This window comes from Deefgea rivuli DSM 18356, from assembly GCF_000620145.1.
Classification (GTDB): Bacteria; Pseudomonadota; Gammaproteobacteria; order Burkholderiales; family Chitinibacteraceae; genus Deefgea; species Deefgea rivuli.
Genome location: NZ_KK211081.1, coordinates 315,010 through 336,283 on the forward strand (window position 1 = coordinate 315,010; position 21,274 = coordinate 336,283).

General features: G+C 51.1%; 17 protein-coding genes and 1 tRNA gene. 7 read left to right on the forward strand and 11 right to left on the reverse strand.

Annotated features, from left to right (window positions below; all coding sequences use genetic code 11):
- Positions 1 to 8: 8 nt before the first annotated feature.
- Entirely contained in the window at positions 9 to 890 is an 882-nt protein-coding gene (locus Q320_RS0111435; RefSeq protein WP_051534678.1) for a DUF2950 domain-containing protein, read from the forward strand.
- A 92-nt stretch (positions 891 to 982) separates the two neighbouring features.
- Here Q320_RS0111435 and Q320_RS20865 read toward each other — a convergent pair whose 3' ends face one another.
- From Q320_RS20865 to Q320_RS0111455, 4 genes are all read right to left on the reverse strand, one after another.
- Entirely contained in the window at positions 983 to 1,900 is a 918-nt protein-coding gene (locus Q320_RS20865; RefSeq protein ID WP_027469120.1) for a phosphotransferase, read from the reverse strand.
- A 123-nt stretch (positions 1,901 to 2,023) separates the two neighbouring features.
- Positions 2,024 to 2,314 carry a putative quinol monooxygenase gene (locus tag Q320_RS0111445; RefSeq protein WP_027469121.1) on the reverse strand — a complete coding sequence of 97 codons (291 nt, stop codon included), beginning with the start codon at positions 2,312 to 2,314 and terminating at the stop codon, positions 2,024 to 2,026.
- Positions 2,315 to 2,363: 49 nt separating this feature from the next.
- Positions 2,364 to 4,850: an ABC transporter permease gene (locus tag Q320_RS0111450; protein ID WP_051534679.1), complete on the reverse strand. Its 2,487-nt coding sequence runs from the start codon at positions 4,848 to 4,850 to the stop codon at positions 2,364 to 2,366.
- A 176-nt stretch (positions 4,851 to 5,026) separates the two neighbouring features.
- On the reverse strand, positions 5,027 to 5,737 hold the full coding sequence (locus tag Q320_RS0111455) for an ABC transporter ATP-binding protein (RefSeq protein ID WP_051534680.1): 711 nt from the start codon (positions 5,735 to 5,737) through the stop codon (positions 5,027 to 5,029).
- Here Q320_RS0111455 and Q320_RS0111460 point away from each other — a divergent pair.
- Positions 5,736 to 6,377 (forward strand): arylesterase, encoded by a 642-nt coding sequence (locus Q320_RS0111460; protein WP_245591006.1) that lies wholly within the window; start codon positions 5,736 to 5,738, stop codon positions 6,375 to 6,377. The genes Q320_RS0111455 and Q320_RS0111460 overlap by 2 nt on opposite strands.
- 424 nt (positions 6,378 to 6,801) lie before the next feature.
- Here Q320_RS0111460 and Q320_RS0111465 read toward each other — a convergent pair whose 3' ends face one another.
- The 4 genes from Q320_RS0111465 to Q320_RS0111480 all read right to left on the reverse strand — a co-directional run bounded on the left by Q320_RS0111465 (position 6,802) and on the right by Q320_RS0111480 (position 9,549).
- Positions 6,802 to 7,383, reverse strand: a complete 582-nt coding sequence (locus Q320_RS0111465; RefSeq protein ID WP_027469125.1) for a BON domain-containing protein — start codon at positions 7,381 to 7,383, stop codon at positions 6,802 to 6,804.
- Positions 7,383 to 7,973: a phosphoheptose isomerase gene (locus Q320_RS0111470; protein WP_027469126.1), complete on the reverse strand. Its 591-nt coding sequence runs from the start codon at positions 7,971 to 7,973 to the stop codon at positions 7,383 to 7,385. Before Q320_RS0111470 ends, Q320_RS0111465 begins: the two co-directional genes overlap by 1 nt.
- A gap of 131 nt (positions 7,974 to 8,104) precedes the next feature.
- Positions 8,105 to 8,443: a YraN family protein gene (locus tag Q320_RS0111475; protein ID WP_027469127.1), complete on the reverse strand. Its 339-nt coding sequence runs from the start codon at positions 8,441 to 8,443 to the stop codon at positions 8,105 to 8,107.
- A complete protein-coding gene (locus Q320_RS0111480) occupies positions 8,443 to 9,549 on the reverse strand; it encodes a penicillin-binding protein activator (RefSeq protein WP_027469128.1) in 1,107 nt (368 codons plus the stop codon). Before Q320_RS0111480 ends, Q320_RS0111475 begins: the two co-directional genes overlap by 1 nt.
- Here Q320_RS0111480 and rsmI point away from each other — a divergent pair.
- Positions 9,544 to 10,413 (forward strand): 16S rRNA (cytidine(1402)-2'-O)-methyltransferase, encoded by an 870-nt coding sequence (gene rsmI / locus Q320_RS0111485; RefSeq protein ID WP_035853495.1) that lies wholly within the window; start codon positions 9,544 to 9,546, stop codon positions 10,411 to 10,413. The genes Q320_RS0111480 and rsmI overlap by 6 nt on opposite strands.
- A 67-nt stretch (positions 10,414 to 10,480) precedes the next feature.
- Positions 10,481 to 10,565, forward strand: a tRNA-Leu gene (locus Q320_RS0111490).
- Positions 10,566 to 11,204: 639 nt separating this feature from the next.
- Here the strand turns inward: Q320_RS0111490 and Q320_RS0111495 are convergent.
- Complete coding sequence (locus Q320_RS0111495) at positions 11,205 to 13,406, reverse strand: OsmC domain/YcaO domain-containing protein (protein ID WP_027469130.1); 2,202 nt, start codon at positions 13,404 to 13,406, stop codon at positions 11,205 to 11,207.
- A gap of 326 nt (positions 13,407 to 13,732) precedes the next feature.
- Between Q320_RS0111495 and Q320_RS0111500 the strand changes: the two genes are divergently transcribed.
- Positions 13,733 to 17,197: a pyruvate carboxylase gene (locus tag Q320_RS0111500; protein ID WP_027469131.1), complete on the forward strand. Its 3,465-nt coding sequence runs from the start codon at positions 13,733 to 13,735 to the stop codon at positions 17,195 to 17,197.
- A 185-nt stretch (positions 17,198 to 17,382) separates the two neighbouring features.
- Here the strand turns inward: Q320_RS0111500 and Q320_RS0111505 are convergent, their stop codons facing one another.
- Positions 17,383 to 17,853 carry a YqhA family protein gene (locus tag Q320_RS0111505; protein ID WP_035853496.1) on the reverse strand — a complete coding sequence of 157 codons (471 nt, stop codon included), beginning with the start codon at positions 17,851 to 17,853 and terminating at the stop codon, positions 17,383 to 17,385.
- 562 nt (positions 17,854 to 18,415) lie between these two features.
- Between Q320_RS0111505 and Q320_RS19580 the strand changes: the two genes are divergently transcribed.
- Positions 18,416 to 19,327 (forward strand): Arm DNA-binding domain-containing protein, encoded by a 912-nt coding sequence (locus Q320_RS19580; RefSeq protein ID WP_051534681.1) that lies wholly within the window; start codon positions 18,416 to 18,418, stop codon positions 19,325 to 19,327.
- 227 nt (positions 19,328 to 19,554) lie between these two features.
- On the forward strand, positions 19,555 to 19,758 hold the full coding sequence (locus Q320_RS19585) for a hypothetical protein (protein ID WP_051534682.1): 204 nt from the start codon (positions 19,555 to 19,557) through the stop codon (positions 19,756 to 19,758).
- A gap of 394 nt (positions 19,759 to 20,152) precedes the next feature.
- Here the strand turns inward: Q320_RS19585 and Q320_RS0111520 are convergent, their stop codons facing one another.
- Positions 20,153 to 20,731, reverse strand: coding sequence for a hypothetical protein (locus Q320_RS0111520; protein WP_027469133.1), 579 nt, complete (start codon positions 20,729 to 20,731; stop codon positions 20,153 to 20,155).
- Positions 20,732 to 21,274: the final 543 nt, after the last annotated feature.

Consider the following 21,274-nt stretch of genomic DNA (forward strand, 5'->3'; position numbering starts at 1 on the left):
GTCATGCGATGAAACTTAAATATTTAGCCATTTTAGCCTTTTCACTTCATCAATCAGTGATGGCTGCGCAGCAATTTGCCAGCCCAGAAGCCGCTGGTGAAGCGCTATTGCAAGCGGCAGAACACAAAGACAGCAAAGCGCTACAACAGCTATTTGGCAAAAACAGCCTTGATCTGATTCGTTCTGGCGATCCAGTGGCCGATGCCAATAGCTACAGCGCATTTGCAAATCAATACCGCGAAGCGCATCAATGGACTGCCGTTTCTGAACAACGCAAAATATTAGAAATTGGCAGCGAGCAAAACCCGTTCGCGATTCCTTTGGTGCGTAAAAACAAGCAATGGGAATTTGATCTTCAAGCTGGGCGCGCAGAGCTGCTGACTCGACGGATTGGGCTGAATGAACTGAGCACCATCGAAGCCATCAAGAGCTATGCCGCTGCGCAGCGTGAATATTATTTGATGCAGCCCGAAGGCAATGCATTGCTACATTACGCCGATCGATTTGCCAGCTCACCAGATCGCCGCGATGGCCTGTATTGGCCTGCTAACTCAGGTAAAGAAAGCCCACTCGGCCCCTTCTTTGCCAGTGCAGCCAAAGAAGGCTACGCCAAAGCCAATTCGCCCTATCATGGCTATCACTTTAAGATCCTGAAACAGCAAGGCCCCGCAGCTGCAGGTGGCGCGTATCAATACGTAGAAAACGGCAAAATGTTCGGTGGGTTTGCCATTGTCGCGTGGCCGGCAAACTATGGCAATTCAGGCGTGATGAGCTTTATTAGCAATCAGGATGGCACAATTTATCAACGTAATCTGGGCAAAGACAGCGCTAAAATGGCGCAAAAAATGACTAGCTTTAACCCTGATAAATCCTGGAAAATCATCGACTAAAACGATTAAAAGCACCACTCGATATAAAAAATCCCTCAATTCAATTGAGGGATTTTTTATGTCTCAGATCTAAACATCGAAGCCCAAATTCACTATGCAATCACCTTGGGGGCTTGTGCCAATCGGGTCTCAAGTTTATCAATTTTCCGCCACAACCATTCTTCATCATCCCAATGCGTCGCCGCTGCGTGCTTGATATCGTCAAACAGGCTGAAATACGCCAAACGTGTTTGCAAACCATCGTCTTGCGGCGCTTTGGCCAAATAAGTTTGTAGTAATTTGAAATCGGGGCGGACATCTGGCAGATGGAATAAATCCAAATCCCGATGCGCAAAACGTGCATGGCAAGGGTCAATTACACCACACAGCCGCTGCGAATCTGGATCCACCAAAAAATTAGCCGCATGACAATCATCGTGAATCAATGTCGGCAAAGTATCAGCCGAAACGGGTAGCAAATCGAACTGTCCCGCCAATCCAATAATCCGCTCACGCAAATTCAAACCTAAGCGTTGTGCTGCCAAACTGCTTTGCAACCACATCACTCGATTCGCCAAGAAAACACGATAACTACTGGCAAAATCGGCGTATTCAGCGCCATCCAAATCACTAAATCCCGTTGGCCGCGTCACCGAATGCCAGTTCAGCAATAAATCGGTACATTCATCCGCAAAACGATCAATCGACACGGGAGATTCCAACGCATGGCTGGCCGGAATACCGGGCACATAAGTCATCAACAAAGCCTCACCCATTTCACCAGGGGTATGCACTGCAATCACTTCAGCGACAATGACCCCATGGCTATACTGCCGCAAAACGTCAAGGCCGTCAGCCTCTTGCTGCGCCTGTCCAGGTAGGCGATAGCATTTGAGCACAGCACGCAATCGGCCGATGCGAACGAGAAACACATCGGCGTAAAAACCGGTTATTTTTTCGATTTCATTGGGTGCGCCCCCCAAATACTGCTGACACAAGCGAACCACTGGCCCTTGATCGACGATAAACATAGCCCCACCCCTGAACACATCTCATATGTGGTGGAGCATGCACCAGTCAAACGCCTCAAGTTTTGCGTTGGCGCAAACAATCGAGGGGTTTAATCTATTCGGTCAGTGCAGTTGAATCGCTTGCTAAAGCGTATTGGTTTGGAAAAACTGAACCACTTCGGTCAAATTGAGCGAAATGTATTCTTTTGTGTGGGGCATTTCAAAATGCAGTTTAAACGCCGCCTCATCATCGAAACGCTCCCAAAGCAAAAAACGAGTCGCTATCGTTTGGTCTTGATGTAATGTAAAAATTGAACAACCCTTTTCAGTAAGGGTTTTTTCACAAAGAGTAGTGAGTGCTTGCTTTGCCACAGTAATTTGGCTGGCATCTTTTACACGCAATTCGGCCGTGATGTAGTACCCATTAGTGAACACTTTGAGTTGCTTCCTTTAAGAGAAATTAGCTTATTTAGAAGATGAATCATCAATCCTTCAACAACATCAACGGCGTCGTCATCGCCAAAACGCGCAGGCGTCGCCATACCGTGAGTGCGGCCAGTAGCATGCCTGCCAACATAGCATACAGCGGCAACGCCCAGTTCACGCTCATTGGTAGATTGAGTAAGTACGTCGCCAACCACCAACCCGTTGCACTGGCGCAAACGCCGGCAATCAGCCCAGCAATCGCACCAATCAACAGACTTTCTAGCCACCAGACCGACGCCAATCGGCTTGATGTTGCGCCCAGTGCGCGCATAATCGCAGCTTCGCGCCGCCGTTCAGCCTCCATCGTATCGAGCGCAGCAACCAACACCGTCAAACCCGCCAACACGCACAGCACCAGCACCAAACGCAGCGCCGAGCTGGCCAGCGTAATCACACGTTGCACCTCGGCCAGCACTTGGCCAACGTCGATGACGGTGATATTCGGCATTGCCTTCACCCAGCTCGCGATAAACTGCGGCGCATTGCTCAGCTCACGCGGCAAATAAAAACTACTAATCCAACTGGTCGGCTGTTCGCGCATCAATGCCTCGCTGCCAGTAACAAAGAAATTAACTCTGAACGATTCCCACGCCACTTTACGCAAGTTCATCACAGGTGCTGAGAGGGGTATACCCGCCACATCAAAGGTGAGCTTATCCCCGATGGTAATACCCAAGGTCTTCGCTAAACCTTCTTCGACTGACCAGCCTGGCACATCACTACGCAGCGGCACGCCAGCGACAATATGCCCTTGCCCCGATACATCGCCTTGCCCTGACGCACCACCAGCGATGTCATTGGAGATGCTCAGATTAAACTCCCGCTCAGCCAAACGCTGTGCGCGCGGCTCGGTGTAGCTTTCGGGATTCACCGCTACACCATTTTTGGCCTGCCAGCGCCCACGTATCATCGGCGACAAAGTAGGTACAGCCAGTTCATGCTGCACAAATTGCGCCGCTACATCCTCCCGCTGCTCGGGCTGAATATTCACCGCAAAATGATTCGGCGCATTGGCCGGAATTTGCCGCTGCCACGCGCTGAGTAAATCGTGTTGCACGACGGTGAGTAGCGCAATGCCCATCAAGCCCAATGCCAGCGCACCCAATTGCGCGACGACCAAGCCGCGTTGGCGCAGCAAAGCACGTAAAGCGATTTTCGCCGTTGCCCCCGGCAAAATCCGCTGCAAGCCATGCAAAATCAGCAGACCCACGCCGCCTGACAATAACAGCGCAGCCAGCACACCCGCCCCCACCATCGCTGCCAATTTCAAATCTTGTGCGATGGCGTACAGCAAGCCCAACATTAAGCCGCCCGTTACCGCCCATTGAACGCCGACTTTGGCGTTTGGCTCAATCTCGCGCCGCAACACGCGCAGCGGCGGCGTATCGGCCAGCGCCATTAAAATCGGTCCCGCACTCCCCAGCAGCAAGACCAAACCCAAGGCCGCAGCCAGCAACCACGACCATACCGAGCCAGCTGGCAAAGCTTGCGGCAAGCTAGATTTCAGCGCGGCGATCAAAATGGTTTCAGCCAACCAAGCCAGTGCGCCGCCGAGCAGCGCCGCTAAAGCCGCCACCAGCACCAGTTGCGCCAATAAAATCGACCGCACTTGCATTCGCGTCGCGCCAAAAGTACGCAACAAAGCCACCGTATCAAAATGCCGCAACGCAAAACGCCGCGCAGCCAACACCATCGCCACCGCCGCTAAACAACCCGCCAGCAATGCCGCCATTTGCAAAAATCGGCTGGCGCGATCTAACGCGTCTTTAAGCTCGGGGCGTGCATCGCGAACGTTTTCCAGTTGCTGACCGCGCGCCAGCGTTACTTGGCTTTGCCACACCGCTAATTTCGCGTCATCCCCTGCCAGCATCAGCCGATATTTCACGCGGCTACCAAAACCCAATAAACCGCTCGCCGCCAAATCAGCTTGATTCATTAACAGCCGCGGTTGCAGGCTAGAGAAATCAAACGCCGCATCCGGCTCGCGCTGCAAAATACCTGCAACCCGTAATTGCAGCTGGCCTAGATTAATACTGCTCCCCACGGCAATACCCAGCATGGCTTGCAAACGCGTATCAATAAACACTTGCCCTGCAGGCGGCGCACTCACTCGCTTCCCGCCTTGCAGCAGCAAATCACCGCGCAGCGGATAGCGATCACTGACTGCTTTCACTGAGGCCAACGTGGTCTGCTCACCAAATGACGCCATCGACGGGAATGTCGCCGTTGTTGCCTGCTGCAAACCTTGCACGCTGGCCAATGTGCTCAGCGCCGGATCAATCGCGTGGTCCGATATCAGCACCCGATCCGCCGCGAGCAGTTGATTCGCCTGCCCCAGCAACAGCCCCTGCACCCGCTCGCTGATCGAACCAACACTGGCCAGCGCTGCAATCGCTATTGTCAGTGCCAACAGCAAAGTCCGAAACTCACCCGCCCCCAAGCTGCGGCGAAATAAGGTCAAAGTGATTTTTAATGGATTCCACATCAGGGAGGCCTTTGTCAGCAGATATTTTAGAGTCAAAAACTTGGATCACGAAAGGCACGAAAATACGGCAAAAAACACGAAATAAAACCTAAGTAACATCAAACCTATCGCTCGTTACTTTCCTCTCTTTTTCGTGCTTTTTGCATTTCTTTCGTGCCTTTCGTGATCCCCTCGCCTTAAACGTCGTAAGACACCATCGCACCAGCGGCGAGGCGCAGGCGAGAATGGCAGCGGGCGGCGAGGGTTTCGTCGTGCGTGACCAACACCAGCGTCGTGCCTGCTTCGCGGTTTAGATCGAATAGCAAGTCAGCGATGATTTCGCCCGTTGCCGAATCAAGACTGCCCGTTGGCTCATCGGCAAACAAAATCTTCGGCCCTGGCGCAAACGCTCGCGCTAAAGCAACGCGCTGCTGCTCGCCGCCCGACAATTGCCGTGGCGTGTGTTTAATCCGCGCCGCCAAACCGACTCGCTCTAGCCAATGCGCAGCCAGCTCTGCTGAATCAGTGCGCCCAGCTAATTCGAGCGGCAGCATAACGTTTTCTAGCGCGCTTAAATCGGGCAATAATTGAAAGGATTGAAAAACGAATCCCGCCAAAGCACCACGCAAACGTGCGCGACCATCTTCATTCAGTCCACTGAGCGCAGTGTCTGCCAACAACACATCACCACTACTGGCCACATCCAAACCCGCCAACAGCGCCAGCAAGGTGGATTTACCCGAGCCAGAGCTACCCACCACCGCCAAGCTTGCGTTCGTGGCGACACTAAAACTTAAATCGTGCAGAATGGTGAGCGGCCCGGTGCTCGTTGGCACTGTTTTTGTCAGTTGCTGAACCTGAATAATGGCGGGCGTTTGAATCGAAGGTGTTTGAATAGGGGAATTCATGAAATCGATTATCCAGTGGCAAGGTTGGTTAAGGCTGGCTTTAATCAGCCTGCTCAGCGGCATGGTTCACGCCGTCAATCCGCCGACGATTTTAGTCTTTGGCGACAGCCTTTCCGCCGGTTACGGCATCAAGGCCGAGCAAGCTTGGCCGGTACTGCTTGAAGCTGAACTCAAACGTCGTGGCAAAAATTTTAGCGTGATCAATGCCAGTTTGTCCGGCGAAACCAGCGCAGGTGGCCGTTCGCGTTTTGCGGCGATTAGCAAAAAATATCCAGCGCAGCTGGTGATTGTCGCCTTGGGTGCAAATGACGGTCTGCGCGGCCTACCCACTCAAGAGTTACAAAATAATCTGGCAAAAATCATCAGCACCGCTCAAGCGGCGGGGAGTAAAGTGCATTTAGTCGGCATGCAAATGCCGCCCAATTATGGCCTGCCCTACACCAAAGCGTTTGCCGCAACGTATCCAGCGCTGGCCAAGCAATACAAAACCAGCCTCACGCCATTTTTGCTTGCGCCGATCATTCAAAACAATGCGCTCTTTCAAGCCGATCAACTGCACCCCATCGCCAGCGCTCAGCCTTTGATTATGCAGGTGATATTGCAAGATTTATTAACGCAGCAAAAAGCATTGTTTAAGTAGGTATATAAATATAAGTCTTATTAATAAAAGCCTATATCCACATACCCAATAAAATTAGGCCATGTTCAGATTTGGTGTTGATGCTGTGCCACGCTCGTTGAGCTGGGGCTTTAAACCCCCGTCCAAGCACACCGAGCACGAAGAAAGACAAACAGCTTTATCGTTTGGCTTTCGCCACGCGAGGGAACCGCGGAGCGGGGTGCGCCCGGGGCGGCTTCTTTGCTTACTTTCTTGGCCGTTCAAGAAAGTAAGTCCCCGTCGCGGATTGCGACTGTAAAACACGTGCCGCAGGCACTTAAAACCATCAACACGTAATCTGAACATGGCCTAAAATTGATAAATCTTCATTAATTTGATTAAGAACTTTTCTTCCCCTTCTCGCTGGTATTACGCAGCGAAAAGAGGAGGAACTTACATTTGAAATTTACTGCCCAACGAGCGTTGGCTCAATCAGCTTCACCACTTGCTTCACGCCCGACACCGATGCGGCAATATTGGCGATTTGATTGCCAATTTCTGGGCTGGCCACGCCCAGTAAATACACGACGCCACGTTCAGTCACTACTTGCACATGCACGCTCGCGCCGTCTTTGACTTCCAGCAAGACCGCGCTTTTCACTCGCGTGGTGAGCTGAGAATCATTCATCCGATCTATCGCACTCGACTTAGGCCCAACGACGGTTTCGTTATGCACCTTGCGTGTCTGCGGGAAGCTTTTAGCGATTTCAGTGGCTTTTTGCTGCGCCTCGGCGCTTGGCAGCTCACCCGTCAGCAATACCGCACCATTAAAGGTATCGACATTAACGTGCGCGAGTTCTTTCCATTGATCGATAATTTTGGCGCTGATATTAGCGGCTAAATCAGTATCGCTTTTAATCAGCATGGTTTTGCGCGGATCAGAGCCGATCCATGCGCCAACCGCTACACCACCCACGACGACCAAAGGCACGCACGCCGATAAACCCATGCTGAGCAGCAAGGCTGAAATCACCACCGCGCGCTTCATTAATCGCCCCCAAGCAGCATAAAGTCCACTGCATCGCATAGCGCATGAATCGACGTGATATGCACTTCTTGGATACGCGCAGTACGTGGGTGCGGCACGCATAAATGCACGTCGTCGCCAGTCAGCAAATCAGCGATTTGTCCGCCATCACGGCCGGTCAATGCAATCACCGTCATATGCCTATCGTGCGCGGCGTGAATCGCTGAGATCACATTGGCTGAATTACCCGATGTAGAAATCGCCACCAAAATATCACCAGCACGGCCCAGTGCATGAACTTGCTTGGAGAAAATCAAATCAAAATCGTAATCGTTGGCAATCGCAGTGAGCGCCGATGAATCGGTCGTCAACGCAATCGCCGGCAAACCTGGGCGTTCACGCTCAAAGCGGCCGACCATTTCGGCGGCAAAATGCTGTGCATCGGCGGCCGAACCGCCATTGCCACACGCCAAAATTTTGCCGTCGGCAATCAAGGATTGCACGACTTTTTCTGCGGCAATCACAATCGCTGGCGACAAAGCGCCCATAGCCAACTGCTTAGCTTCGATACTTTCTACAAAATGTTGCTGCACGCGTTGTATCAAATCCATGGGTTTTCCTTTTTTACTAGCGTGCGCATAGCGCACTAATTCTGACTACTGTGAGTCGATAAACATTTAGCCCTAAGCTGTCAAACCCAGCGAGGGCTATTTTAGATTGCTTGTATTAGCTTGATATGGGGCTAATTAGCTTGGATACAATCCTTGAGCCACTGCAAGTTTTCCCCATCAATACAAATTGCATCAAATCGACACGGCGGCACCGGCGAAATGGTTTGCAAATACATTTGCGCGGTGCGAATGAGTTTTTCTTGTTTCGCGCGATGAATGCTATTCACTGCGCCACCAAAACGTGAATTGCTACGTGAGCGAACTTCAATAAACACCAGCGTTTTACCGTCTTTGCAAATCAAATCGATTTCGCCAAAACGGCAATGCCAATTGCGCGTAATCAGTTTTAAGCCCTGCGTGAGCAGAAAATCAGCAGCGCGCTGCTCGGCCGCCACACCGAGCTGATTCATTATTTATCCAAGCTCATTGTGCGCATCATCATGTCCCGCTTCACGACGTGATCGCTGCCTATGGTTAATACGCCTGTTACACCGTTGATCGGCTGTTCATCTTTCGGGGCTTTTATCAACTGCGCGGCCACACGCCAAGCATCGACACCAAAAGCAAATAGTCGCTCCAAATCATTCGATGTCGCGCGAGTGCGATTATACAAATCATAACCATCGGTGTCTGGCATACCTACCCAGGGCATATCGACGAAACGTATACCCGTCAAGTCAACCAGAGCAGTACGTCCTAAGCGGCCCGCGTCAATTTGGCTAGTGCCATAAACGGGAAAATCATTGCCTAAGTAAGGACGAACTAAGCGCGCCGCTTTGCCATCCATCGCCAGAAAAATTGCATCGGCATTTTCTTGTTTGAGCTGTTCACGCAATTGCGCCGCATCACGACGTGCATCGGCCACCGTAATCACGACCACATCGCTTTGATTTATTTTTTTCCACTCCTGCACAAAACCCTGCGCCATTCTTTGGCTCAGCGCATCGTTCACTTGCAAGATAAGGGGACGTGAATGTTGATTTTTCTGCATCAACTGAGCCGCTTGTGCGGCCTCCGCGTCCACCGACAAACTAAAGCTGTATAAATTAGCTTGCTGCAAGGTCGTCTCATCAAAACTATTTAAGGCCAACACCGGCACGGTCAGTTCCGTACTATCAGATAAATAATTAATCGCTGATTTGGTCAAAGGGCCAATCACCACCTGCGCGCCGTCTTGAACCGCTTGCTGATACACCGCAACGATGTTTTCTTCTTTATCATCCGTTGGATACACACGCACCAAAGGAATTCCCGCTCCGCCATGCACGCGCTCACCCGCCAACACGCCAGCGCGTATCGTATCGCTCGCCGCTTTAAACGACTTTACTTTCGAAGGTAAAATCAGCGCCATCAAACCACTAGTCGGTGCTACCTCGGCGACGGCACTGGCATCTTCTGCCTGCGCGGTAGTGGTCGTAACGCCTAACGCCCCGTATAGTACGGCGCTTAAGATCGCTACTAAGCGAAACCACGATACAGCCGCCCAAAACTGGGCAAGGAGAAATTTGGCGTGCATAACCCTGATATCCATGTCAGTAAGTCTTCATTATATGTGGTTGCCACGCCAATCGGAAATTGGGGTGACATGACCGCTCGCGCCATCGCCGTGCTTAACGCCGCCGATGTGATCGCCGCCGAAGATACTCGTGTGACGGGTCAGTTGCTCAAGCAATACGGCATTACAACACCAATGATCTCGGTGCGCGAACACAATGAACGTGCGATGGCTGAAAAACTGATTGCGCGCCTTGCTGCTGGTGAAACTGTAGCCCAAGTTTCCGATGCTGGCACGCCAGCCGTTTCTGATCCGGGCGCAGTTTTGGCCGCTGCGGTTCATGCCGCAGGCTTTAAGGTCATTCCAATTCCTGGCGCTTCAGCTTTAACTACGGCGCTGTCGGCCAGTGGTTTTACTTGCGCGCATAGCCTGTTCTACGGCTTTTTACCACCGAAAACCAAACAACGCTGTGACGAATTAACAGCGCTAAAAGATTCACCCTATATCACTGTGTTTTACGAAGCACCGCATCGCATTGCCGATTGTGTTGCTGATATGGCCGAGGTCTTTGGTGCTGAGCGTGAAGCCGTGCTGTGCCGCGAACTCACGAAAACCTTCGAAACCATCCGCCGTGGCCCTTTGGCTGAGCTGGCCGAATGGATTAAAAATGATCCAAATCAGCAAAAAGGTGAATCGGTCGTTGTCGTCAACGCAGCACCGCGCGCTGAGAAAGACGAAGCCCATGCCCACGATCAAGTTTTAGTGCCATTGGTCGCTGAATTGCCTGTCAAGCAAGCGGTTGCGCTGGCGCAAGCGATCACAGGAGCGCCGCGTAATGCGCTGTATGAGCGCGCGCTGGAACTCAAAAAAGCCACTCAAGCATAAAAATTTAACGAAATGCTTGTCAAACTGTAATGCAGTCGCTATTATGGCGGCTCTTTACCAGACACCTGCCCGGGTGGCGGAATTGGTAGACGCAGCGGACTCAAAATCCGCCGCCGCAAGGTGTGCCGGTTCGAGTCCGGCCCCGGGCACCAGAATAAATCTTCGGATTTTCTGACGAAAACCCACTTCAGTGATGAAGTGGGTTTTTTGTTGCCTGATAGAAAATCAAGCCCCCATTTTTAAAGACAATAAAGTCTGTTGATGTTTCACATCAGCAAGCATAAAAATGTGCACGCCATACGATGGAGGCGATGTTCAGATTTGGTGTTGATGCTGTGCCGCGCTCGTTGAGCTTGGGCTTAAAACCCCCGTCCAAGCACACCGAGCACGAAGAAAGACAAACAAGACTTATCGTTTGGCTTTCGCCACGCGAGGGCATCGGGGACCGATGTGCGCCCGGGGCGGCTTCTTTGCTTACTTTCTTGACCGTTCAAGAAAGTGAGTCCCCGTCGCGGATTGCGACTCCAAAACACCGTGCCGCAGGCACTTAAAACCATCAACACGGAATCTGAATATCACCACGATGGAATGGGTATATCAACCTAGACCTTTATTAATAAGGGCAACAAACAAATACCCATGATTAATTAATATGAAAGCAGAGTCTTGTAAAGTCGGTCTTCAAACCAAGGCGTCGGCTACACGCCATGGCTCGAAGGGGAAAGCCGACAAATCGGGTACACACCACAGCGCCCCGACCTACAAAGCTACACTTTCACATTAACCGACTACTAACTAGATTTTGCCGCCTTCGCCCGCGCCGCATGCAGTTTTTTGTAGCTGTCGATGACGCGCTGGTGGCGATCTAGGCCTTCCAGTTTAATGCTGGTTGGCGTTAAACCGTAAAAGCGCACGCTGCCGTCGATTGAGCCGATGACTGCGTCGATGCGCTCGTTACCAAACATGCGGCGGAAGTTGTGCTCGAAGTCGGCAAATTCCAGCTCATCGTCCATTTCCACTTCAAGCACCACATTCAGCGCTTGATAAAACAAGACGCGGTCTAGCGTGTTGTCGTTGTATTGCAAGAACGCGCCAATGAGCTCGTGGGCTTCGCGGTATTGATGCAGCGCGAGATTAATTTGCAGTTTGAGTTCGAGCACGGTGAGCTGGCCCCAGACGGTATTCTCGTCAAAATCAATGCCGATCAAATCGGAAATATCCGAATAATCGCCCAGCTCGTTGTCGTCGAGTCGCTCCAGCAGCGAGGCGAGGCGCACGTCGCTTAGGCTGTGCAGGTTCAAAATATCTGCACGGAATAGCAGCGCTTTGTTGGTGTTATCCCAAACCAAATCATCGATCGGATAGATTTCTGAATAGCCCGGCACCAAAATGCGGCAGGCCGTCGCGCCCAAGTCTTCGTACACCGCCATATAGGCTTCTTTGCCGATGTCGACCAGAATGCCGAATAAGGCGGCAGCTTCTTTGACATTCGCGTTGTCGCCCTGACTTGAGAAATCCCACTCCACAAACTCGTACTGTGCTTTGGCGCTGAAAAAGCGCCACGACACCACGCCGCTGGAATCAATGAAATGCTCGACAAAGTTATTCGGCTCAGTGAGGGCTTGGCTTTCCAAGGTCGGGCGCGGCAAGTCGTTCATGCCTTCAAAACTGCGGCCTTGCAGCAACTCGGTCAGGCTGCGCTCGATGGCGACTTCCAAGCTCGGATGCGCGCCGAACGACGCAAATACGCCGCCAGTGCGCGGGTTCATCAGCGTCACGCACGCTACCGGATATTGGCCACCGAGCGATGCGTCTTTGACCAAAATCGGAAAGCCTTGTTCTTCGAGACCTTTAATCCCCGCTACAATGCTTGGGTATTTCGCCAACACGTCTTGTGGCACATCGGGCAGCGTGATTTCACCTTCCAGAATTTCGCGCTTCACGGCGCGCTCGAAAATTTCCGACAAGCATTGCACTTGCGCTTCAGCCAACGTATTACCCGCGCTCATGCCATTGCTAACGAAGAGGTTTTCGATCAGATTGCTGGGAAAATACACCGTTTCGCCATCGGATTGGCGAACAAACGGCAAGGAACAAATGCCGCGCTGGGTATTGCCCGAATTGGTATCAAACAGATGCGTACCCAAGAGTTCGTCATCGGGGTTGAAAATAGGCAGGCAATAGTCGTCGAGGATTTCGCTCGGTAATTCACCGTTCGGCCCTGGCTGAAACCAGTGCTCGCTCGGGTGATGCACAAACTCGGCGTTGGCAATGTCTTCACCAAAGTAATGCCCGGCGTAGAAGAAATTGCAACTAATCCGCTCGATAAACTCGCCCAAGGCCGACGCCAAGGCGCTTTCTTTGCTCGCGCCTTTGCCGTTGGTGAAACACATCGGCGAATGCGCGTCGCGAATATGCAGCGACCACACGTTTGGCACAATATTGCGCCACGAAGCGATTTCAATTTTCATGCCCAAATCGGCCAACAGCGCCGACATATTGGCGATAGTTTGCTCCAGCGGCAAATCCTTGCCGACGATATACGTGGCGGCATCTGCATCTGGATTTAAGGTAAGCAAAGCTTGCGCATCAGCATCGAGATTCTCGACTTCTTCAATGACAAACTCAGGGCCGGCTTGCACGACTTTTTTCACCGTGCAGCGTTCAATCGAGCGCAAAATTCCGAGTCTATCTTTGGCAGAAATATCGGCGGGTAACTCGACTTGAATCTTAAAAATCTGCTGATAGCGGTTTTCAGGGTCAACAATATTGTTCTGCGACAGGCGGATATGCTCGGTCGAAATCCCGCGCGTTTCACAGTACAACTTCACAAAATACGCCGCACACAAAGCCGATGAAGCCAGAAAATAATCGAACGGCCCCGGCGCTGAGCCATCGCCTTTGTAGCGAATCGGCTGATCGGCGATCACCGTGAAATCATCGAACTTGGCTTCTAGGCGAAGCTTGTCGAGAAAGTTAACCTTAATTTCCATGGGGAATTCCTTCAAATAGCGCTGATAGTGATTTGCTCGCTATTATCCGGTTTTTTGTCGCCCTAGTCCTGTGCTTCTGAGTCATGCCGCTGACCGCCTTCTCACTACTGCTAATTACGTTGGCAGAGCCCGCTGCAATTATGCAGTGGGATTGCCCCACACGTTCCCTGCACAATGAATTCAGTTACTGCAAACCGCCTTTCACAACCCGCATTGCCACAAGCAACATTCTTTCTGACAAAATTGAGCGAAAGTTACACTTTGCAGCCTTTTGCTGACTATTTTCCGGCAGAATAGACCACATCCTGAAGTTTGCCGAGTGAGCCATGAAAAAAATCCGCAAAATCCTGATCGCTAACCGCTCTGAAATCGCCATCCGTGTGATGCGCGCCGCCTCTGAAATGGGTATTGCTACCGTCGCGATTTATGCACGCGAAGACCGTTTTGCGCTGCATCGTTTTAAAGCCGATGAAAGCTACATGGTCGGCGAAGGCCAAACCCCGATTGCGGCTTATTTAGATATTGAAAGTATTTTGCGGATTGCCAAAACGGCGGGCGTCGATGCGATTCACCCAGGTTATGGCTTTCTATCAGAAAACCCAGATTTTGCCGAAGCCTGTGCCCGCGAAGGCATACTCTTTATTGGTCCAAGCCCAACGGTGATGCGCACCTTGGGCAATAAAGTCGCCGCACGTAATGCCGCAGTGGCTGCTGGTGTGCCAGTCATGCCAGCGACCTTGCCTTTGCCACGCGATATGGCGCAATGCTTGGCGATGGCAAGCGACGTTGGCTATCCGCTGATGCTCAAAGCAAGCTGGGGCGGTGGTGGCCGTGGCATGCGCGTCATTGAAACAGCGGATGATTTACCCGGCAGCATCGTCACCGCACGCAGCGAAGCGCTGGCGGCGTTTGGTAATGATGAAGTGTATTTAGAGAAATTAGTCCGCCGCGCGCGCCACGTTGAAGTGCAATTGCTCGGCGATACGCATGGCAATCTGGTGCATTTATTTGAGCGCGACTGCACGATTCAGCGCCGCAATCAAAAAGTCGTCGAGCGCGCACCTGCTCCCTACCTCACCGACGAAACCCGTGAAGAACTCTGCAACGCCGCATTGCGTCTTGGCAATGCAGTGGGGTATAGCCATGCAGGCACCGTAGAGTTTTTGATGGACGCCGATACTGGCAAGTTTTATTTTATTGAAGTTAATCCGCGTATTCAGGTTGAACACACCGTTACCGAGCAAGTCACCGGCATCGACATTGTTAAAGCGCAAATTCGCGTCACCGCTGGCGCTAGCCTCGCCGATCCGTCAACCGGTGTTCCGCCACAGTCCGAATTACGTCTGTCTGGCCATGCGATTCAATGCCGCGTGACCACCGAAGATCCAGAGAATAACTTTGTACCGGATTATGGCCGCCTGACGGCGTATCGCAGCCCAGCCGGTTTTGGTATTCGCCTTGATGCGGGTACCGCGTATCCGGGCGCCGTGATTACGCCTTACTACGATTCGCTACTGGTGAAAGTCACCGCTTGGGCATCCACGCCGCTGGAAGCCTCGCAGCGCATGGAACGCGCACTGCGGGAATTCCGCATTCGTGGCTTGTCGACCAATTTGCTCTTCCTTGAAAACGTCATCAGTCACCCGCAATTTTTGTCCGGCGAAGCAATCACCCGCTTTATTGATCTGACGCCTGAGCTGTTTAAATTCACACATCGCCGCGATCGCGCTTCGCGCCTGCTGCGTTTTATTGGCAATGTGGTGGTCAACGGCAATCCTGAAATGCAAGGTCGTACCCGCCCTGCACTACCGCTGTCGGAACCTATTCTGCCAAAAATCATCCTCGATACGCATATTCCGCAAGGCACGCGCAGCATTTTGCTCGAGCGCGGCGCGCAAGGTTTTGCTGATTGGATGAAAGCGCAACCGCAAGTCTTGCTGACCGACACGACGATGCGCGACGCGCATCAATCGCTGTTTGCAACGCGGATGCGTACGCACGATATGGTCAAAATCGCGCCGCATTATGCGCGCCTGCTACCGAATTTATTGTCGATGGAATGCTGGGGCGGCGCGACGTTTGACGTGGCGATGCGCTTTTTGAAAGAAGATCCGTTCGAGCGCTTGCGCGACTTACGCGCCGCAGTGCCGAACATCCCATTCCAAATGCTGCTGCGCGCGTCCAACGCCGTCGGTTACACCAATTACCCCGATAATGTCGTTCGCTACTTTGTGCAGCAAGCGGCGATCAATGGCGTGGATATTTTCCGTGTGTTTGACTCGCTCAACTGGGTCGAAAACATGCGCGTCGCGATGGATGCGGTCATCGAAGCCGGTGGCGTCTGCGAAGGCACCATCTGCTACACCGGCGATTTATTTGATGTGAGCCGTAGCAAATACAATTTGGCCTATTACGTCAAAATGGCCAAAGAACTCGAAAAAGCCGGCGCGCACGTCTTAGGCATTAAAGACATGGCCGGCATTTGCCGCCCACGCGCCGCAGCGGCCTTGGTCAAAGCGCTCAAAGAAGAAACCGGTTTGCCGATTCATTTCCACACGCACGACACCAGCGGCATCTCGGCCGCCAGTGTGCTTGCCGCGATTGAAGCGGGTGTGGATGCGGTTGACGGCGCACTCGATGCAATGAGCGGCCTCACCTCGCAGCCGAATTTGGGCGCGATTGTTGCCGCGCTGGAAGGGACTGAACGCGCGCCACACGTCGATCTAAAACACATGAAATCGCTATCAACCTACTGGGAAGGCGTGCGCCGCTATTACTCGCCTTTCGAAGCCGATATGCGCGCAGGTACGTCGGATGTGTATCAACACGAAATGCCCGGCGGCCAGTACACCAATCTGCGCGAGCAAGCGATTGCGACGGGTTTGGCTTCGCGCTGGCCAGAAGTCTCGCGTGCGTATGCCGATGTGAACCGTGCGTTTGGCGATATTGTCAAAGTGACACCGACGTCCAAAGTCGTTGGCGATATGGCGCTGTGGCTGGTCTTGAATGATTTAACAATGAGCGACGTTGAAGCGGCGGAGCGTGATTTTGATTTCCCCGAATCAGTGATTTCACTGTTTAAAGGTGAACTTGGCCTGCCGCCTGATGGCTTCCCGCTCGCACTACAACGCAAAATTCTTAAAGGTGCGAAACCGCTCACCGAGCGCCCAGGTGCGAATTTGCCACCAGCCGATTTGGAAGCGACTCGCGCTGAAGCCGAAAAAGCTACTGGCCGCAAGATTAGCGATGCCGATCTGGCTTCCTACCTGATGTATCCCAAAGTCTTCCGTGATTTTGCCGAGCATCTAAGCCACTTTGGTAATGTATCTAAATTGCCAACACCCGTATTCTTCTATGGTCTGAGCGAACACGAAGAAGCCACTGCCGAACTAGAGCCTGGCAAGGGCTTGATTATGACCTTGCAAGGTCAAAATGACGTGCCTAACGAGGGCGAAGTGAAGCTGTTTTTCGAGCTCAACGGCCAACCTCGCACCGTTAATATCGCCAAAACAGCCAGCACAGCCGCCGGAGTAACGGCGCGCGCCAGCCATCAGCGCGCAGAAACTGGCAACCCCGCCCACATCGGCGCGCCAATGCCGGGCATGGTGGTGAATATTGCGGTCAAAGTCGGCCAGCACCTCGAAAAAGGCGACACGCTACTCGCCATCGAAGCGATGAAAATGGAAACCGCAATCCGCGTTGAATACGCCGCCAAAGTCAAAGAAGTTCTAGTCAAACGCGGCAGCGCAGTGAAAGCACATGATTTGCTGATTGTGCTGGAAGCAATGTAAGCGGCCCGCCATTGGTTTAAAGCCGATCAATACAGCTTCTCGACAATAAAAAAGACCTAGAGCCTAGGTCTTTTTTTAATCTATGTCTCCTAACTATGAACCATAGAGCGCTTTTGAATGATAAATCTGCTCCAGCAATTTTAAGCAATAAACCCAAAGCATCGCATGAGCGCTGCAGCAAATCGCTATCTCTTACTTTTTACGACCCATAAGTAAATATTGAGAGCTCCGATAACTAGCGCCACGGGCACGCCAATTTCAATCAGCGATGTCTCCCCGTTCCAGCTCATGATCTGCCCCAGAAAAGTGACCGCCATCACCGCAACAACGACCGTAACAAGAGAACATTTGAGATCTTCAAAAGTATGGATTTCCAATCGAGATGCCATTTTGAAATCTGAATCGATGAAAAGCTCATAAAGTCCAAGGGCAAGAATAAGCATCACGGTGCCAAGAAGGAATAAGTCAAAGATCTCAATGAAATCGAGCATCAAGCCCTTAGCACCAGCAGACGATACATCGCCAGGGCTCAGCGTCCGCAAGATAACCACCACAGTATCAACAAGAGCATAACCATACAAAGCGATAGCCGAGAGAAGTGACCCCATTACAGCGGCAAGTACCAAATAGCGACTTGCATTTAATAACTGCCTCATGATCTTGAAACCTCCTGCCCATCAGCGACGGCGCGCACGCACGTACACTCAATAAGGGCGCTAAATTTGTTCATCATCAATTTCTCTCTGTGATCGAAAACAACAAGATATCACTCCGCCAAGCTGGCAGTCCATGCAAGCAGTATTAAAAATACATGCAATTAAATTTAAGCAGCCAACATAAGCAACGTTGCCATCTGTAAACATAGAAACGGTTAATTTCAACCTGTACTTCTTCGACGGCCTTGCATCGTTTCTAAATCCATAGGTGAATTCTACAAAGTACCTCAGAGAATTTGAACAAAAAAAGGTCTTAGCATTTCTGCTAAGTCCTTAATTTTACTGGTGGGCCTTCACGGACTTGAACCGTTGATCAAAGGATTATGAGTACCCTACTAGCCACATTTATCGACATTGACCAAAATATAAAAACCAACAAAAAACCATATAAAACAAGGCATAAATCCATCTTTGCCTACACACCATAAAAATAATACCTTCGTGTAAATTGATTGATATTGACGTATAGTGCCTACACAGCGCCTACACGGAGCTAAAATCAATGGCACGAATCAAACTAACCACTGGCCGCATTCAAGACTTTCAATTGGAAGAAGGTAAGCAGCAAAGCTACCTTTACGACACCGAATCACGCGGCTTGGCCGTGCGAGCGACACGCGGTAGTAAGTCGTTTATTTTTGAGCGTCGAGTGAACGGCAAAACAATGCGCGTCACACTCGGTGCCGTAAATGACATTACGATTGAAGATGCACGAAGCAAAGCAGATGCGCTGATTGCTCAGGTGGCCGAAAAAGTTGACCCGCGTATTGAGAAAGCACAAGCGGATGCCGCCGCCGCACTGCAAGCCGAGAAAGACAGAATCGAACTTGCCAAGCTCAAGGCAGAGCAAGCCGAACAAAACCAGCTCACCGAATTACAAAAAACCACCTTGGGCGACGTTTGGCCCGTCTACATTGCCGCCCGTAAACACCGCTGGAGCGATTTGTCATTGCGTGACCATCTACGCGCCGTGCAATTGGCTGGAGAGCCGCACCGACGCACCAAAGGCGAAACCGTGGCCGCGCCGTTGGTGTCACTACTAGATTGCCGTTTGATTGATTTGAACGCCGACAAAATCAAAGCGTGGCTTGATACAGAGACCGTAACCCGCCCTTCTAGTGCCGCCCGTTGCTTTCGCTTGCTGCGTGGTTGTTTGAATTGGTGCGGTGAAGATGGTAGCCCCTATATTGGCCTTGCGCCTGTCGATGCACACAGCGCCAAGCGAGTGCGTGAAGCAGTGCCGAGCAATGGCACTAAGAGCGACTGCCTACAAAAAGAAATGCTCCCTGCGTGGTTTGCTGCGGTCAAAATGCAGAGTAACGTCGTTGTGTCGGCTTACCTGCAAACCTTGCTACTCACTGGCGCAAGAACGAGCCGAATGTACGCTTTGCCCTTCACGAAGCTATTGCGATAAACCCAGCGACGTTATGCGATGCCTTGAGTATGACGCTGATAACTAAAAAACCAGTTTCATTGGTTAACTTAATGACACGCCAAGTTACCAAGACATAAACCCTATAGGGTTTGTTGATGCTGATAGCAGCTTGCAAGCAGAGTGCTAGCAGGTCGGACAGCAGATGCAAAAGTATCGAACCCTATCCTGTGTAGGGTTTGGATTATCTGATGTAGGAGAAAAGAACGATGACGACTAATAGCGAACGAATCAAACGCTATCGCCAGCGCATGAAGCAAAAAGGTTTTGTGAATATTGGCGCGATGGTATCGAGTGAGCTTTATGCTTTGCTGGCTAATGAGAGACAGCCGAACGAATGCACAGGCCGAGTTTTAGAGCGATTGATACTGGGTGCAAGCTATAAACGACCAAAGCACAAGCGGGTTACTTGAAATAGTAGACGCAATACATGCGCGAGATTAACTACTTAATAAAACTTATGGTTGAGCGAGCCACTGGAAACGGTGGCTTTTTTCGTGGATGTTAGCTTTTGTTATGGTTTGAAGCTAAAAAACCTAGCAAGACCTAACATTTGCCGAACTTTGCTTGTTTTTCGTGAAGGAGGGAGTTGCCTTAATCATTTAGCCGCACCTTCTCATGCACTTAGACACTGCTTCCAGTGGCAGCACCCGACCCTGAGCGGAAGTTGTATCTGTAGGTTGGCGCAGAGCTGGCGAAGCCCAACAATCGCGGTAAACATTGGGCTGCATTTCATTAACCTATGTGCTAGCCATGAAAAAGCCCCGAAGTGCGGGGCTTTGGTCGAAACGTTTGCAATTGCTCAGCTTACTTCGCTGCAGTCACCATCATTGCAAAGGCTTGCGTGTAAGTTGCTTTGACTTGATCGCCTTTTTTGATCAATTTCAATTGCTCTGGATCATTCACTTTCAAATTCACCGTATGCTCAACACCTTGCACGCGCACTTTGCTGTTTTTCTTGTCGACGGACAGTACATTACCCACCAAAGTCAATTTTTCGCCAAATGCACCACCGGCTTTTGCAGATTTTGCTTTTACGCCATCCGTTTCAATGACGCGGCTGCGGACTTGTGAATCATTTTTGAGTAATTCAACGGTCACTACCTGCAAGTATTCTGCACTGACTTTATCGCCGACTTTGAACTTATCAAAGTTCTTCACTTTCTCGCCAGCCACAAAACTAAAGGTTTTGCCTTCAGCATTTTTCAATGTGATGGTGCGTGTTGCCGCATCAATTGCAGAGATAGTACCTGCTGCTTTGATTGAGTCAGCCAAAACCACCGCACCAGGTGCAGTTGCCACCAGCGCATCTTCAGTCGGAGCGGCTAAAACAGGAAAAGACAAAGCTACCAATAAGGCTGTGCCACAAATTAGACTTTTTTTCATATGCTTGTTCCAATAAATTAAATGGTGGAATGGATAAATACAATGCAATCTTATACCAGTTTGACGAATTAATTACGACACAGTCAAGTCGTGTGTGCAAATCTTGATTTGTGCACGCGGATTGAACTTGATGCTTATTACATCGCATTTCGGTTCGCAAATCCTTTTGGGATTTTCACACTCTACGATATAGATGGATTTGCTTATAGTACCGTAGGTTAGGCTAAGCCTGCGCAGCCCAACATTCGAGGAACAATTAACCCAATCTTTCGTGATTGGTTTAACTGATAGCTCTGCATAAGCATTAGGGTATAAGAATAAAAGCCCTATTAATAAATAGCTACAAAAACATACCCCAATAAATATACATTCATTTTTCTAAATATCAGGGTGGTAATGGAACAAATCCACGGTAAGCGTTGGGCTGTGCAGGCTTAGCCCAAGTTACGTCATCTATCTAACTCTCCCCGTCCTCACAAAACCCTCACATCCCGCTCGCAAATCACTCACAAGCACTGGCTTAAGCTGGCCTCATTGCAATCG

What these genes read in the sequence shown, in the direction of transcription:
- Q320_RS0111435 (WP_051534678.1), top strand. Translation starts at nt 9, where the DNA reads ATGAAACTTAAATATTTAGCCATTTTAGCCTTTTCACTTCATCAATCA.
- Q320_RS20865 (WP_027469120.1), bottom strand. Translation starts at nt 1,900, where the DNA reads ATGTTTATCGTCGATCAAGGGCCAGTGGTTCGCTTGTGTCAGCAGTAT.
- Q320_RS0111450 (WP_051534679.1), bottom strand. Translation starts at nt 4,850, where the DNA reads ATGTGGAATCCATTAAAAATCACTTTGACCTTATTTCGCCGCAGCTTG.
- Q320_RS0111460 (WP_245591006.1), top strand. Translation starts at nt 5,736, where the DNA reads ATGAAATCGATTATCCAGTGGCAAGGTTGGTTAAGGCTGGCTTTAATC.
- Q320_RS0111455 (WP_051534680.1), bottom strand. Translation starts at nt 5,737, where the DNA reads ATGAATTCCCCTATTCAAACACCTTCGATTCAAACGCCCGCCATTATT.
- Q320_RS0111465 (WP_027469125.1), bottom strand. Translation starts at nt 7,383, where the DNA reads ATGAAGCGCGCGGTGGTGATTTCAGCCTTGCTGCTCAGCATGGGTTTA.
- Q320_RS0111470 (WP_027469126.1), bottom strand. Translation starts at nt 7,973, where the DNA reads ATGGATTTGATACAACGCGTGCAGCAACATTTTGTAGAAAGTATCGAA.
- Q320_RS0111475 (WP_027469127.1), bottom strand. Translation starts at nt 8,443, where the DNA reads ATGAATCAGCTCGGTGTGGCGGCCGAGCAGCGCGCTGCTGATTTTCTG.
- Q320_RS0111480 (WP_027469128.1), bottom strand. Translation starts at nt 9,549, where the DNA reads ATGCACGCCAAATTTCTCCTTGCCCAGTTTTGGGCGGCTGTATCGTGG.
- Q320_RS0111495 (WP_027469130.1), bottom strand. Translation starts at nt 13,406, where the DNA reads ATGGAAATTAAGGTTAACTTTCTCGACAAGCTTCGCCTAGAAGCCAAG.
- Q320_RS0111500 (WP_027469131.1), top strand. Translation starts at nt 13,733, where the DNA reads ATGAAAAAAATCCGCAAAATCCTGATCGCTAACCGCTCTGAAATCGCC.
- Q320_RS0111505 (WP_035853496.1), bottom strand. Translation starts at nt 17,853, where the DNA reads ATGAGGCAGTTATTAAATGCAAGTCGCTATTTGGTACTTGCCGCTGTA.
- Q320_RS19580 (WP_051534681.1), top strand. Translation starts at nt 18,416, where the DNA reads ATGGCACGAATCAAACTAACCACTGGCCGCATTCAAGACTTTCAATTG.
- Q320_RS19585 (WP_051534682.1), top strand. Translation starts at nt 19,555, where the DNA reads ATGACGACTAATAGCGAACGAATCAAACGCTATCGCCAGCGCATGAAG.
- Q320_RS0111520 (WP_027469133.1), bottom strand. Translation starts at nt 20,731, where the DNA reads ATGAAAAAAAGTCTAATTTGTGGCACAGCCTTATTGGTAGCTTTGTCT.